The sequence below is a fragment of the Dasania marina DSM 21967 genome, assembly GCF_000373485.1.
Lineage (GTDB): Bacteria > Pseudomonadota > Gammaproteobacteria > Pseudomonadales > Dasaniaceae > Dasania > Dasania marina.
The window spans coordinates 1-15,861 of sequence record NZ_KB891576.1; the positions used below are offsets into that span (position 1 = coordinate 1).

11 protein-coding genes are annotated in these 15,861 nt (G+C 46.1%); 6 read left to right on the forward strand and 5 right to left on the reverse strand.

Annotated elements, in window-relative coordinates; all coding sequences use genetic code 11:
- A partial coding sequence (locus tag B067_RS0104690) for an IS30 family transposase (protein ID WP_019528904.1) occupies positions 1–362 on the forward strand: 362 nt, incomplete at its 5' end.
- 65 nt (positions 363–427) lie between these two features.
- Here B067_RS0104690 and B067_RS0104695 read toward each other — a convergent pair.
- Positions 428–1,486 (reverse strand): LysR substrate-binding domain-containing protein, encoded by a 1,059-nt coding sequence (locus B067_RS0104695; protein WP_019528905.1) that lies wholly within the window; start codon positions 1,484–1,486, stop codon positions 428–430.
- A gap of 945 nt (positions 1,487–2,431) precedes the next feature.
- Here B067_RS0104695 and B067_RS0104700 point away from each other — a divergent pair.
- A complete protein-coding gene (locus B067_RS0104700) occupies positions 2,432–4,027 on the forward strand; it encodes a BCCT family transporter (RefSeq protein WP_019528906.1) in 1,596 nt (531 codons plus the stop codon).
- 199 nt (positions 4,028–4,226) lie between these two features.
- Here the strand turns inward: B067_RS0104700 and B067_RS0104705 are convergent, their stop codons facing one another.
- The 4 genes from B067_RS0104705 to B067_RS0104720 form a co-directional block, all read right to left on the reverse strand.
- Complete coding sequence (locus B067_RS0104705; RefSeq protein WP_026244414.1) at positions 4,227–4,793, reverse strand: NUDIX hydrolase; 567 nt, start codon at positions 4,791–4,793, stop codon at positions 4,227–4,229.
- A 56-nt stretch (positions 4,794–4,849) separates the two neighbouring features.
- Positions 4,850–5,437 (reverse strand): amino acid synthesis family protein, encoded by a 588-nt coding sequence (locus B067_RS0104710; RefSeq protein ID WP_019528908.1) that lies wholly within the window; start codon positions 5,435–5,437, stop codon positions 4,850–4,852.
- A 298-nt stretch (positions 5,438–5,735) separates the two neighbouring features.
- A complete protein-coding gene (locus tag B067_RS0104715) occupies positions 5,736–7,748 on the reverse strand; it encodes a tetratricopeptide repeat-containing sulfotransferase family protein (RefSeq protein WP_026244415.1) in 2,013 nt (670 codons plus the stop codon).
- A 153-nt stretch (positions 7,749–7,901) separates the two neighbouring features.
- Positions 7,902–10,181 carry a TonB-dependent receptor gene (locus B067_RS0104720; RefSeq protein WP_019528910.1) on the reverse strand — a complete coding sequence of 760 codons (2,280 nt, stop codon included), beginning with the start codon at positions 10,179–10,181 and terminating at the stop codon, positions 7,902–7,904.
- 828 nt (positions 10,182–11,009) lie between these two features.
- On the opposite strand from B067_RS0104720, the gene B067_RS0104725 reads away from it, so the two are divergent.
- The 4 genes from B067_RS0104725 (at position 11,010) to B067_RS0104740 (ending at position 15,751) form a co-directional block, all read left to right on the forward strand.
- Positions 11,010–13,109 carry an acetate--CoA ligase family protein gene (locus B067_RS0104725; RefSeq protein WP_026244417.1) on the forward strand — a complete coding sequence of 700 codons (2,100 nt, stop codon included), beginning with the start codon at positions 11,010–11,012 and terminating at the stop codon, positions 13,107–13,109.
- A 76-nt stretch (positions 13,110–13,185) separates the two neighbouring features.
- The gene (locus B067_RS0104730) at positions 13,186–14,403 is read left to right on the forward strand and encodes an aconitase X catalytic domain-containing protein (protein ID WP_019528913.1); all 1,218 of its coding nucleotides are present in this window, start codon (positions 13,186–13,188) and stop codon (positions 14,401–14,403) included.
- Position 14,404: 1 nt separating this feature from the next.
- Entirely contained in the window at positions 14,405–14,809 is a 405-nt protein-coding gene (locus tag B067_RS0104735; RefSeq protein ID WP_019528914.1) for an aconitase X swivel domain-containing protein, read from the forward strand.
- A 108-nt stretch (positions 14,810–14,917) separates the two neighbouring features.
- Positions 14,918–15,751: an NAD-dependent epimerase/dehydratase family protein gene (locus B067_RS0104740; RefSeq protein ID WP_019528915.1), complete on the forward strand. Its 834-nt coding sequence runs from the start codon at positions 14,918–14,920 to the stop codon at positions 15,749–15,751.
- Positions 15,752–15,861 lie beyond the last annotated feature (110 nt).

The window sequence follows — 15,861 nt, forward strand, 5'->3', positions numbered from 1 at the left end:
ACAATAAAAGCGCTGCTGACGTTACCAAAGCGACCATAGCACTACTCAAACCATTTAAGGACGTTGTTCACACCATAACAGCTGACAACGGAAAAGAGTTTGCGTACCATGAAAAAATTAGCAAGGCGCTATTAGCTGATGTTTACTTTGCTCACCCTTACAGTTCCTGGGAGCGAGGATTAAATGAAAATACCAACGGTTTGTTACGGCAGTATTTTCCTAAAAACACAAACTTGAAAACAGTAACGCAGATGGAAGTGAGGAGAGCAGTAAAGCGGCTGAATTCTCGCCCAAGAAAAGATCTGGAATTCAAAACGCCGGATCAATTAATGAGTGCACACAGGGCTGCTCTAGCAGCTTAAGCCTTGATGCATTTCAGATTTGAATCCACGCTATTTTAATATCACTTAAAATAAAAAATAACTCTCTATACTAATAACGGCGGCGCAGTAGGATTGGAAAACGAATTGACTCGCTCAGATTCTTCCAATACCCAATCGATAAAACTCTTGGCCTGCTCTGACTGCTCGACACGATTGGGCAATACCAGATACACAGCCTCACTGCGAGACAAGGAAGTATCTAAAGGTTGAACTAATTTATTAGCGGCTAATAAATCCGACACTAGGCCACTAAAGCCCAGCGCTATTCCCTGCCCATCCAAAGCCACTTGAATCACATTATTATAATTATCAAAGCCCAAGGTCTTAAAAGAAGCAGGCAGAGGCACGCCATGCCCTTTTAACCACCACTGCCAGTCTTCATGCGCATGAATCTCACCGTCCAGATTAATAAGGTTATGATCAAGCAAATCAATGGAGGAACGAATAGGTGGGGATTTTTTCAAATACTCAGGTGAACAGACCGGAAACGAGGTAATGTCAAACAACTTAATGGCTGTTAAGCCAGGCCAATGACCATTACCGTAGCGAAAGCCAATATCAATATCAGATTCGTTTAAATCTACGGGTTTATCCGACACAACTACGCGCAACTCTGCTTGTGGGTAGTCTGATTTGTAACTAATCAAACGTGATGTTAACCAGAACGAAGAGATAGCAACCGTTGCAGATATTGTTATTTTTAAAGGTTGGGTCTTTTTTTGTATCGCCCCAGAAACATCCGCAATGCTTTCCAAGCTGACTTGGATCACTGCCAAAAACTCCTTACCCGCTTTAGTCAAACCAACGGCTCGATGCAAACGATCAAAGAGTTTAATACCCAAATGCTCTTCCAAAATTCGGATTTGCCGGCTCACAGCTTCTCGACTGATAAACAATTCCTGCCCGGCTTTGGTCAAACTGAGGTGTCGGGCGACAGCTTCAAAAGCAATTAAGCTTTTCAAGGGCGGTAATCTTGATCGCAATGTTTTCATACCGTCCCTCTTTGAGTGTTTATATACCGCGTTAAAACCAATTGCTTGAAAACCCTCCTTAACCGGGAACTTACTAATAGCTGGCAAACATTGCTGCCCGGCAACCATCATTAGAGATTATCCTCCTTGAGTAGCGTTGTTATTCGACAGAATAACAACTTTTTCGACAATCCTGCTCTTGGCTCTCGCCTTGATACATATTAAAAAACACGAAAGCCGAGCTTAGCAATCATTTTTCAAGCCATGCCCTACTTAACCTGAACCAAGATGAAAAGTCGTAGCAGGAAATACCCACATGCATCAAATAGTATTTTCAACTTGCACCCTTAGATTAACAAGCAGTTTGTGGAGTGATACATTATGATTCTATAATTTATTTTTTAGAAACGTTTGCTAATAGTAGCAAAGTAGTGACTCGACATTATTTTCAAGAACAATTATAAGAAATGAAGTGAGATTAAAATATAATTGCCAACTGAAGCTGGTTTTACAATTCGGTCGCTGGCGGCCTAGCGGTTTATTGACGGGTATTTTTTCGGGCTCACCCAGCGGTCACTTCGCCAGAATGCGGCAGTAGCTGAGTATCCACGCTGTGATTGAACTGTAGCGCGCGCTGAGCCAAGGTAAAACGACATTTTGTAGGTGTAGATTTCACTTATCGCATGGTTCAATTTTTAGGCGCCGACGCCTTTTGTCGAAATTTTGTTGTTTGTGTCGCAAATGAATAATTCTAAAAGATCCCGACACAACATGATGTGGTGGCGTTTTATAAAACCCATTGAATGAGGATTCATATCAGTTTCAGCGGTGACAGTAATACCGGTTGAGCCGCTATACAGAAGGCATAAAAAGGATTTCACCTGCCGCTAATCACATCGGTGCTGGTTAGTAATCGACCCGGACTTAAAGGTTACTCTGCTTTAAACCTGATCGAAATTCACTGATATTATTGCTACTGTATGTCTTTTACGAAATGCATCGGTAACAAGCATTCCTAACAATAATGATAAATAGCAGGCTCAGGCCCGCGAATAACAACCAACAAAGGAATAATGAATGCAAAAGTTAAGAGTCGATCGCGTCCTATTTGGTGTTGCAGTAACGCTGATTGTGACTATTTGCCTGCCGCTCGGCTTAATGCCAGAAAAATCTAACCTCTTCATCTCTGAATTCTATTCCTGGATTTCTAACAACCTGAGTGTGTTTTATCAATTGTTTGGTATTTTCACCATTATTTATCTGGCCTGGCTGGCACTGAGTCGGCACGGCCATATACGCCTGAGCCAGACCAATGAGAAGCCGGAGTTTTCCAACTTTGCCTGGGGCGGTATGCTGTTTTGCGCAGGTACTGGCGCCTCACTTCTGGTATGGGCTGGAATAGAGTGGACGGGGTACTATATTGCCCCTCCTTTCGGTATTGAGCCTCGATCCACCCAAGCCATAGAAATAGCTTCCGCCTACGGCCCCTTCCATTGGGGAATCACAGCTTGGTGTTTTTACGCCCTACCCACCATTGCCATCGCCTACCCCTTCTACACCAAAGGCATCCCCTATCTACGTGCCAGCACAGCCCTACACAGCATACTGGGCCCAAACGCCGCCAATAGTGTCACCGGCAGGCTGGTCGACCTGCTGGCCATGCTCGCGCTGTTGGGTGGCGCTGGATCCTCACTGGGCATGATAGCGCCGACTATTGCCGCTTGTGTCGCCGAGCTGCTGGGTATAGAAACGTCTTTTACATTACAGCTGGTGATTATGCTGGTTTGTATCGCCCTTTTTTCTGCCAGTGTTTATATGGGTATTGGTAAAGGCATCAAGCGCTTAAGCGAACTGAACGTGATTCTTTCTCTGGTCTTACTGACATTTATTCTCGTCGCAGGGCCTACACTCTTTATTTTAAAGAGCAGCCTCAATACTGTTGGCGTTATGGCGGAAAATTTCATTCGCATGATGACCTGGACAGACCCCGTAGAAAAGACGGGGTTTGTCGAAACATGGACCGTCTTTTACTGGGCCTGGTGGATTGCCTTCGCCCCCCCCATAGGCGTCTTCGTTACCCGCATATCTCGCGGCAGAACCATCCGCCAGGTAGTTCTATCCATGATATTGTTTGGCACGCTAGGCAGCTGGGCGTTCTACTTTGTAATCGGTAACTATTCCCTGTCGCTGGAACTCAACAGCATCATGTCGGTAACCGAGAGCAAGGTAGCCAATGGCATGTACGTTACCATCGCCAATATTTTCGCCACCCTGCCATTCAGCAGCTTGGTACTGGTAGTGTTTACCTTGGTCTGTATTATTTCCGTTGCTACCACCTACGACTCAGCGTCATACACACTTGCCTCAACAGCCACTAAAGAACTCACCGCTGGCTCCAGCCCTGCCCGCTGGCACCGACTGTTTTGGGCGGGTATTCTGGGGATATTACCTATATTAATGATGTACGTGGGGGGCTTGGAAATCATTCGATCCGGTTTTCTTATCGCCTCTTTTCCATTGCTGTTTGTAGGTGTTGCCATGGTGGTTGCGCTGACAAAATCACTCAATGAAATACCCATAAAGGCAGCCTCAAACCTCGCCGGCATTCGCCCGAATAACAACGCCAAGCCAGCTATACAATATCAAGAAGATAATATTAGTGGCGGACAATAAAGCGCCTTGCGCTGGCATTATCACGGTTAGAGCCCCGCTATCGAGGATGGGTATTCACATAACATTGACCGCATACGCAAAGGATATGCTTGCGGCAAGCTAACCTGACATGCCGTTGAGCATTACCCTATCAGCGGACATCAATCGAAGTGAATTAAGCGTTAGGCCTCAGAAAGGCACCCAATAATAAATTACGGTGCTACGAGGTAAAGTTGCGATCGACCACCATCACTTTACCGTGCACGGCAGACCCGGAATAGACACTAGAAATACCCCGCTCTAAGTCCATTTTAAAACGTTGCAGAATATCCCTTATTGCCGGATAAAATAATTGATCCCAGGGTATATCTGCAGGCTCAAACAGTTTTACATCCATCGACTCTATACCCGCATGATACTCAGGGCTATCTAGGGTGCCACGGTAAATAATATAAACCTGATTCATCTGCTCCACATGAAAGACCGCGTAAAGAGAATCGATAGATATCTTGGCCCCAGTCTCCTCATAAGCTTCCCTAACAGCAGCCTGCTCTATGGCTTCGTCATATTCCATAAAGCCGGCGGGCAACGTCCATGAGCCTATGTGGGGTGCGATTGCACGCTGGCATAGCAAAACCTTGCCTTGCCAATCTGCTATACAACCAGCAATAACAGTTGGGTTCTGGTAGTGGATTTTGTTACAACTCTCACACACAAATCGAAGTACCGTATCGTTTTCTGGTACTTTTTTTGTTACTTTATTACCGCATTCAGCACAGTATTTCATGATTACCTCTACTGACGTAGATTGTGTGTGAGCATTTTATTCAATCAAGTTTGATATCAAGGCGCTTCGGCTTCCAGCTCTTTCACATCTTGATAGCGATCACCAATACGGGGGTGAGCGCGTCCTCCGGTAGATGCACCCAGCGCCACAACTATCTCGTTAGAGGCAGGTGCATCTGGAATATGCATTTCCAAGGTAATATAGTGCGAACGAGCACCCGCATCATGTTTGTGCATCATGGGAATTTGGATAGAGCAACCCGGTGCGCCGCGCTTATTGGTGAAACTTAAATAACTGGTCGCCGCAACTGCGTCCCGATAGTGGTTACCAAAGCGTAGAGTGTGAATTACCGCTGAGCCATGTTCGATTTCACCCGCACTACCCACAACAGCAGATTTACCGTAAGCCTCAATTTCATCACCACTGCCTAACTGCTCCAGTAGGCGTGAAACAATCAGCTCGCCCATCTCCGAGGCACCGGCCTTAATCTCAGGTGACAAATCCTCAACAAAGCCCTTGTCGGCCCAGGGATTTTTAATAATAGCCGCCACGCCCAGCATGGTAATAGGTTTATCCAGCTTTTTCCCTCCTTCAATCCATATCTCTTCACGGTAATATGCCAACTTACGGACTTCAAAATGCATCTAAACCTCTCCTACAAAATTAACCATTATTGGTCGCGATCACAACGTAAAACATCTTTCTTAGCACTAGTCTTCATCGTATAAATATCGAAGAAAACCCTCACACCTGCTATCGGTGCCTAGAGCAGCTCAACAGCACTTTTTCCCGTTTAATCCCCTATAGCACAGAAGCGACGTTGCACGATCTGCAGCGCCCAGCCTATTTAATTATCATTTAAGCCATTTGAACGGGGTGGGTAAAGTTTAAAAATCGCGCCTTTCGCGTAACCACAGCGTCGCGCATAGATAAATACAGACACTAGCTTAGCGGGTACCGACTCAGCACTGACCCCAAATTCTGCTTTAACTCATCGAGATAGGGTTCATAATGCCGCCAATGCTCCAGCCCAGCGCTGTAGATGGGCTGGCGAACTTGTTCCGAGCTGGCGGTTCTTACTGGGCGCTGATTGTTGTAGAACTCCAAGCAACCCGCTTCAAAGGGCAGACCACAAAAGTCCAGAATTCTACGTACTTGCTGCTCAATATCGGCGACCACCTCTTCGTATTGAACCCGCAATACCTTACCGGGTAAAACACGATCCCAATGATCCATAACATCAACATAGCTGCCATAATAACGACCAATATTGGCCTGACTATAAGTAAAGGCCTGCCCTTTTGCGAACAGTTGCTTGTAACCGCTAAAGCCACTGGCCATTGGGTGGCGGCGAGCGTCAATGATTTTAGCGTTGGGTAAAATTAGCTTGATCAAACCAATATGCAGGAAGTTATTAGGCATTTTATCGATAAAAAAAGGTGCTGCCCCCCGCTGAATAGCCGTTTGCTTAATATATTCTTCGCCAAGTTCGCTGAGTTGTTCCGCACTTAGCTCCGCTAAAATCTCTGGATAACGAGAGACGTCTTTATGTTTTTTCTTGCCACCTAAACGGCGGGCCAGGCCAATAATATGGCCCAACTCTTTAGTGCCATCCACCTGTGAATGCGTCGCCAAAATTTGTTCCAGCAAAGTGGATCCTGAACGAGGCAGGCCGACAATAAATATCGGGGTCGGTGACTGGCACCCCAATTCAGCCGCTGCGGATAAAAGCTCGGCACTACAAGTCATCTTCTGTCTCTTAACAATATTCTCGGTATTCTCAGGATCATAAACTTCAAGTTTTTCCTTAATCCTATTACCTCTCTGGTAATACAAAAAAGATTCTCTGTATTGCTTACGCTCTTCAAGTGCTTTACCCAGCGCAAAACAAAGATGAAAGTAGTCCACTTCAGTACAGTTTTGACTCTCAATTTGATCACGCATAGCCACAATATCATCATCCTCAAACTTAAAAGTTTTCAGGTTTGCCAGGCTCCAATAAGCCTCACCAAAGCTTGCTTGCAAGCTAATCGCTAAACGGTAAGCGGCTATAGCCTCTGCCGCTTTACCTGAAGTTTTAAGGGCATGAGCATAGCTCAAAGCAATTTTTGGCTGAGGAGTGTAGTTGGACAATAACTTTTCGTAACAAGCCAAGGCTGGCTGACAATCGCCAAATTTCACAAGAATTGAAGCTTGTAACACCAACAATGGGTATTCATTGGGCTTGGCATCGAGCAGTTGATTCACTTGCACTAGTGCCTGTTCTAGCTTATCGCTTTTGTTTAGCACATGGGCGTAGGTTAATCGCGCCAAGTCAAACTCGGGAGCTAATATCAGGCAACGCTCTAATAAATGTAGGGCATCATTGAGTGCACCAACCTTAAGGCCTATCTCGGCAAGCAGGCGAATCGCGGTAATATCGCTAGGGTTTTTCTTGAGAAATAATCGGCAAGCTTGCTCCGCATGGGCAATTTTTCCAGCGCTAAACAAACTCACCGCATGAATTAATTCTGGATCGTGAGAAGACAATAAAAGATGCCGCTTAAACGCTTCCGCAGCCGACACCTCATCACCGTCAACAAAGAAGAGTTCGCCCATTTTTTGCCAGCTTGTCGCTAACTTCGGATTTATTTTTACCGCTCGCTGCAAGGCTTTAATACCGGCTATAACCTGCCCTGCATCCGCGTATGCAAAACCGAGTTCCTGCTGAGCCAAGGAAAAATTGGGCGCTTTGAAGAGTAAGTCTTTTAGACCTTGTATTGCTTGAACACAATCACCCTGCGCTCTATTGGCCGCCGCTATAATTAACTGGCAATCAATTTCTTCGGGCGTTTCTTGCAATACGGCTTCGGCCTGTTTTCTGGCCAATTGAATCTGACCCATTCGAAGCAAGTTCATTGCCTGTTGAACCGCTAGTTCTGAATCATTAGTAATAAAATCAGGATCTATACTCATGTCAGCTCCAACAAAGATTAAACATATATTTTTTTACACGCCGAAACCGCTTACTCCATTAATGACAATGGCCAGCCTAGCTATAAGAGTAATATACACTCCAACAGGCAGACTGGCCGGCAAATGAAAATCCATCAGGCTACGCCGATACGATTAGAACTTCATTTTAAACTTCACACCCGCTGTCCGAGGACGATTGGTTGTAATGGAGTTTTCAAACTGGTTCCTGACTCCCGCACTAATATCAGCACGCTCATCCGTTAGATTATTGACATAAAGATCAACGCCCCAACTGCCCATATCAATACCGGTACGTAGATTAATCAGCTCATAACTATCCTGAACAACACGCGTGGAAGGTCGTATCTCACTGTACGCAGAGCCGTTATAACTGTAACTAAGCTGAGCATAGACATCGTTGTCTGCCAACGAAAATTCATAGCGAGTTGTCAGATTACCTTTATAGTCTGGAACCGAAGGCAAGCCTGTGCCTTTTTCAACCGTTGCAGCAGCATTACCTGGAATAATAAAACCTTCGGTAGTTTCTCCGTCATTGTAAGCAAGGGCACCAGATATTGACCAATTTTTCGAGATCATATAGGTAACATCAGCTTCTAGGCCTTTGATTTCAGCCGCACCAATATTGTAGGTATTGCCAACCGTAGAAATAGCAAAGTCGTATACGGTAAATTGCATGGACTCCCAGTCCATAAAGTATGCCGCACCGTTAAAGCGTAAACGCCCATCATTCCAAGTTGTTTTCCAACCGAATTCATAGTTGGTAATCAAATCTGGATCATAAGAGCCACCACCGGCATTGGGGTCGCGGTTCAAACCTCCAGCACGATAACCTTCAGAGACAGTTACATATAACAGGCGATCATCATCTACATTCCAACTGACACTACCTTTAAAAATGGTATCGTTTTCTTTCTGCGTGTCGTCGATACTAAATTGACCGAAAACCCCATATGGGCTATTACCAAAACCAGTAAACCCTTCTAGGCTGCTTTCATTCCAGAATCTACGGGCACCAATAGTCGCCGATACCGATTCGTTTACGTCGTAAGTCACTTCACCAAATAGTGCGGTTTGCTCCTCGGTACGAACCTGATCAGTGGTGTAATAAATATCCTTTTTACCTCGCGCCCAATAGGCCTCGGTCATACCTGGCTGAACAAATTCTTGTAGATAATCATGCTCAGAGTCATCATAAAAAACGCCAACTACGTAATTCAATTGACCTTCATTTTGAGATTGCAGACGTAACTCATGTGACTGACGCTTAAACGAGTTGTCATCGGTATAATGTTCAGCGGTACTGCTACAATCTGTATTGAGATTGCCGGGAGTTGAAGAATAGTCACAGGCGTAAAAGGGAACCCATGAAGCTAACTCGCTGTACTCGGTATAATCGGCCTCATACTCTACCTCACGATCCATTACAGAAGCCGAGTACGACAAAGCATGGCCGGCAACGTTACCTTCAATTGCCAGCGATACTTGGGTGTATTCGTCAGAACTAGTATCCTGATGAAAACGTTGAATTTCCAGATCACCGGCATCCGCAGGGTCGTGATCCCAGGTACCCTCTGTTTCTTGATCCTGAGTAATTATACCCAGCGTTGCCACCCAGTTCTCATCGAGGTCAACACGCAGTGCTGCGCGCGCGCCTTTCTTCGAGAGCTCATTGAAATCATCTTCAAGGTAATCTGCATTATCTATAGTGACAGAACGACCGTTCGACAAAGGAAGGGTTCGTGTAGCGGCTACGTTATCGATATAGCCGCCCTCTTCCTTGTCCCACGCAACGACTCTAAGTGCAGCGCTGTCGCCCAAGGGAACGTTGACAAACCCTTCTAGGGTATGACTTGTGTCACCACTTTTGGTAGTAGAAACATCCACGTTGATACCTGCCGCAAACGCCTCTTTGTCAGGTTTATTGGTAATGATACGCAAAGTGCCTGCTTGCGAACTCGCCCCGTACAGCGTGCCCTGTGGCCCCGCTAAGGCTTCAATCCGTTCAATGTCATAGATATGGATATCAAGGTTAGCCCCAATAGCGGTTACCGGCTGCTCATCCAAGTAGACACCAACACTGGGCTGCGAGCCAGAAACGTTGCCGTCACCGCCGTCTGCCGCTCCACGCATATAAATTTCGGCCTTTCCTGGACCCTGACTGCTGATCGTGACACTGGGTAACATTGACACATAATCGTCAAAACCTGAAATGCCCAGAGCTTCCAGTTTGCGGCTATTCAGCGCTTGAATACTCACAGGCACATTTTGCAGGCTTTCCGAACGTTTTCGAGAGGTTACGACAACCTCCTCGAGCATTAATCCTTCCTCAGCCATCACTAACGTGGGAATCGTTACTGCACTTGAACCAATAATTGAAGCGAGTATTTTTTTCTTAAAATTATTATAATTCATCATCTCTCCTTTCGACTAAATTCGTTATTACAATCAAATGTTACTTTCCAAAATAGTCCTATTACAAAACACCATCCTATAATTAGCCTATCGACTAGGCATTGGTTGTAACTATTCGACGTATTCTGAATATTTTCGACACCCGCTTTACGGTTTAGGCTGACTGATGATTTTTATTCGCCACGCTCTGAAGCAATATTTTAATTTAACCGCGCGAGTTAAAATACTCAGGCGACAAAACAGTTGAACTGTCTATCTAATTAAGTACGTCCCTTTGTAAACACTGCATAGAACGTTTAATTTTCACCTTAATCGATTTAAACCTAGCTCGATAATTCACCGTAAAAAAGCAAAGAATATCTTCTCGGTATTAATAAGTAGCTCTGGCTAAAAACTAATTGCAGTATGGCTACAGCTTTAACGCTGTATTTAACAGTGTTTAGACCAATTATATATTTTGCTTAGCCATAATAAGGTCTAGCCGTATTTACCATAGCTAGCTATTTCATAGTCCTCTATTTCTAACACGCCACTGCCTGCAGTTTCACACACACCGCCGCAAATACACTGTCCATGGATAGCATTACAACTCAACGTTGACTAAGCAGGCAAAAAATTGAAAGGTGAAAAAAATGGCAACCAAAAACCTATAGTTGCGTCGAAAATCTACATTTAATAAGCCTAATGTTCGCCGATGATAGCTCCACGATCGGAGAGATAGTACTTGCTTGAATGTAGTAGCAAACCGACTGATTAACCGGCTTTAAATGGGTGAACAAGACCCAAGCTGCTATAAAACATTTAAATTGAATAATGAGAGGTGCAGCAATGGCGGATATCCGCTCCCAAGACATAGGTCGTCTTTTTTCACCAAAATCCATTGCCTTCGTTGGCGGTTCCATCGCTGAAATGTCAATCCGACGCTGTGTCGAAATGGGCTATCAAGGCGAAATATGGCCGGTTCACCCCAAACGTGAAACGCTAGCCGGTTATAAATGTTATGCCTCAATTGCCGACCTACCGTCGGCGCCCGATGCGGCCTATATCGGCATCAATCGCGAACTAAGCATCACCGTAGTAGGACAGTTGGCCAGTATCGGTGCGGGTGGCTGTGTATGCTACGCGGCAGGTTTTGGCGAAGTGGGTGAAGAGGGCCAAGACTATCAAGACCAACTGATTGCAGCGGCGGGTAATATGCCTCTGGTAGGCCCCAATTGTTTTGGCTTTGTCAATTTTATGGAGCGCTGTGCCCTGTGGCCGTATTTATTCGGCGGCGACCCGGTAGCAAAAGGTCCAGCACTTATTTCCCAAAGTGGCAATATTGCCATGAACCTTACCATGAATCAGCGCTCGGTTAATTTCACTTACGTCATTGCCACCGGCAACCAAGCGGTAATGGGGGCGGGGGATTATATAGACGCGCTGCTGCTAGACGAACGAGTCACCGCTATAGGCATGTATGTTGAAGGCTTTGATGATATAGAAAAGTTTTCTAAAGCGGCGCTCAAGGCCATGGCCAAAGGCGTGCCTATTGTTGTGCTCAAGGTTGGTAAAACCGAAGCCAGTGCCCGACAAACGTCCAGCCATACCAGTTCGCTGGCAGGTTCAGATACTTTATACGATGCGCTTTTTACTCGTCTTGGAGTAATCAGGGTTGATTCCTTAAATCGCCTACTAGAAACATTAAAATTACTCGATACTAGCCCACCACTACGCGGCAATAATATTTTTAGCCTGTCGTGTTCCGGCGGTGAAGCTGCGATGATTTCAGATCTAGTGCCAGAGCATCATCTAGAAATGCTACCCTTTAGCCCAGCACAAATTGATCAGTTACGTGGCCAGCTGCCCAACTATGTCACGATTTCCAATCCTTTTGATTACAATACGTCCATATGGGGTGACCAAGCGGCGCAAACAGACGTTTTTACCGCCGCCATGTCGGGTAATCACGATGCTGCATTTTTGATTTACGATCACCCAACCGTGAACGGCGAAGAAGTTGCTAAGGAAGTGGCTGAATGGATAATGACCCTAGATGCTTTTATCGCAGCACATAAGGCCACCGGTATCCCCGCTTTTGTGGTGTGTACCATCAGCGAATTACTGCCAAAGGAATTACGCAGTTACCTTATCAGCCATGGTGTCGTGCCTTTGCAGGGCTTTGATGATGCTCTGTTTGCTTACTCCGCTGCATTAAAACATTACCAGAGTAAGCAGCAGCAAATCACCCTGCCGCGCTTCCCCGAGGTACACATCGGCGCCGATGTTGACAGCCAAGTTATCGATGAGTATTACAGCAAAATTGCACTGAAAGAATTTGGGCTGACTATTCCAGCCGGTGGGGTTGGCACTAAATCACAGCTGGCAGAAATTGCCGATAAAGCCGGCTACCCCGTTGTGCTAAAAGCAGTGGGGCCTGAGTTTTTGCATAAATCCGATATGGGCGCTGTGATTCTCAAGCTCAACAATGCTGAGGACGTTGCTGACGCTGCCGATAGCATCATCGCCTCAACCACGGCAGCTGGTGTACCCGCGACCCAGTTTCTGGTCGAAAGCATGGTTGCAGGAAGCTTGGCGGAATTAATTATTGGCATTAATCGCGATGATCAATTTGGCCCCGCTCTGATCATCGGCGCCGGTGGGATTTTAGTTGAGTTAGTAGCCGATAGTGTCAGTTTACTGTTGCCCACTTCGCGCTCAGCTGTCAAAGACGCCATTAACTCATTGAGTGTGGCAAAGCTAATCGGCGGTTTCCGAGGCCAGAAAAAAGGTGATCTAGAAGCTGCAATTGATGCCGTTATGGCTGTTGCCCACTACGCCGAAGCCAATTGGAATAAACTGTTGGAGCTGGATATAAACCCGTTGATGATCCTGCCCGAAGGCAGTGGTGTAGTTGCTGCAGACGCTTTGATTATTCAATCTAAATAAATCAACGCAGGGTGTGAACGCAGAATTTTCAACGTCGCCACACCCTAAAATAAAAGCGGGTGCCAAGAGCTGAAATATGAAACTAACGTCATACGAACAAGATATGCTGGCCGGTAAGCATGGTAAAGGAGCCGCCAAAGCCCTGGGCTATCAGGTCCAGCTTGGCGAGGCGTTCAATGCATCATGCATGGTTGAAATCGAAAGAGTTCACGCTCCGTTAACCCATTTAGGAGGCGACAATTGGTTTGTCAGTGATCTGCTTAAAGATGGCGCCCACTTAAATGTTATCGCCACCACCAACCCTATTTACGACGCTGAGTACTTCGACAAAATCGACGACCCAGAGCCCGAAGAAAATAAAAAACTGGTGGCCGATGTTAAAGCGCGTTTTTTAGAAATCGGGTTGAACCCCAGCTATAATTGCACCCCGCAATTAGAAGCCAATGTTCCTCGTTTTAATGAAATAGTCGCTTTCTCTGAATCCAGTGCGGTGCCTTATGTCAATGGTATTCTTGGCGCACGCAGTAACCGAGAATCGGCCAAATCAGCACTGGCCGCGGCCATTACCGGGCGAGTGCCGCTGCACGGTCTATTGCTAGACGAAAACCGTAAAGGCAATGTGCATATCAAAGTCGAAGCCAAGTTAAAAGATGCCTTCGACTATCGTTTACTGGGTTTTGTCTGCGGTAAGAAAATGGGTAATGGTATTCCTGTTTTTGAAGGCCTACCCGACAAACCAAAACCCGAAGAACTGCTGAATCTTTGTACCGACCTAAATGTTAGCGCAGCGGTTGCCATGTTACACATCGTCGGCTTTACCCCTGAAGCACCGGATCTTGCCAGCGCTTTTGGAGGTAAAAATCCCGATCGAACGATTACAGTCAGCCAGCAAGATCTCGATCGACTACGTCAGGATATGAGTGACTTTCATAACGGTAAATTCGATTTTGTAATGCTTGGCTGCGCCCATTACAGCCTTGAACAAATCAAACTTGTCGCTCATCTTCTACACGGCAAGCATATAGCCAACGGCATAGAACTGTGGATTTTAAGTTCACCACAAACTCGCTCTAGCGCCGAACAAATGGGTTATCTCACGACGATAGAAGCTGCGGGAGGCCATATTGTGGGTGGCAGCTGCTCCGACATGCCGGTTTGGGATCGACGCCTAAGTGGCAAACGCGGCTTGACCGATAGCCTTAAGGCAAAATTTTATAATTCCGTTAAAGATATAGATTTTAAAGTGATGCCGCTGGAACAGTGTATTACCGCTGCTATCGCTGGAGAGTGTTAATATGAGCTCAGTCATTAGCTTTAGAACTATTAGCGGAGGATACGCCGAAGCTGAAGTCATTTGCAGTAATGATGATATTTGTTTTTATGTAACCGAACCTAAAACCGGTATTTTAAGAGACAAGGGGCATGATTTAGACGGCGTTTCACTGGCCGGAAAAATACTGGTATTTCCCAGCGGTAAAGGCAGTGCTGTAGTCCAGGATGAAGGTTTATTTTCCTTAAAAGAAAATGGTAACTTGCCCGCCGCCATGATTATTGAAAGCCCTGAGACCGTATTAGTATTTGCAGCCCTCTTACTTAAAATCCCCCTGCTAGACAGCGTATCAATAGAGGATAGAAAAAAACTACAGAACGGGGTGCGCTTACGACTAGATACCGATAAAAATTTATTGGAAATCGTCTAGTAAACGCGATTTCAAATATTAACTGTCGCTAAATAACAACTTATCCATTTAACTGTAGCTTTTAATACTAAGTTTACAGCTACCGTTTTTGAACCACAGGCAAACGCTATGAAGGTCTTGATATTGGGCGGCAGCGGCTTTATCGGCAGCGCGGTGTGCACTGAGCTGCAGCAACGAGGTGCCGAACTGAGCCTATTATGCCGCAGCCCGCGTAGTACTATGCAGGCTGAGAACTTAGGCGCCACCGTAATTCGCGGCGACATTAGTGCGCCGATGGCATGGTGCAAGCAATTAGCCCAATACGACGCAGTAATTCATATGGCCTGTGGCTTTGATCACAATATGGCCGAGATTGATAAGAACTTAATTCAGGCGTTGATCACCGGGCTGAGCAGTAAATATCGTCAGCGCAGCCTGCTTTATACAGGCGGCACTTGGTGTTATCCCAACTCGCCCAAGGCCCCCCTTAATGAACAAACACCGTTTTCGCCATTACCGATGTTTGCCTGGCTGCAACAGCATTCACAACATGTGTGCAACAGCGAAGCCGTGCGCGGTATATGCCTGCACCCGGGCATAGTCACCGACGACCCCGACCATATCCCTGAGCTGCTCAAACAAGAGTTCGCGTCTACCGGCCGAGTAGCTATGCCTTGCACCAACGACTTGATTTGGCCACTAGTTGATCGCCAGCGTTTAGCTAAGGCCTATTACCTAGCCTTAGACCGCGCCCCAGCTGGTGAGTATTATAATGTCGCCGAGATCGAGGCTCAGCCAGTGTTTGAACTGGCTAAAAAACTGGCCCAGCGCCACGCCGTTGACACGGATATAGAGATAAAAACCATTGACTACTGGACCCAAAAATACGGCGCTTACTGCCAGGGTTTCGAGCGCTCACAAAACCTTAGTTCCGCTAAAATACGTGACCACTTGGGCTGGTAAGCAACACCCCTGATTATGACTATCTCGCGTTAAACCGAGCTACAACCCGCGGCACCAGCTTATAAAGTCTTTATACCCCCTCTCCTAATGGTACCGAGGTCATGGTCTCC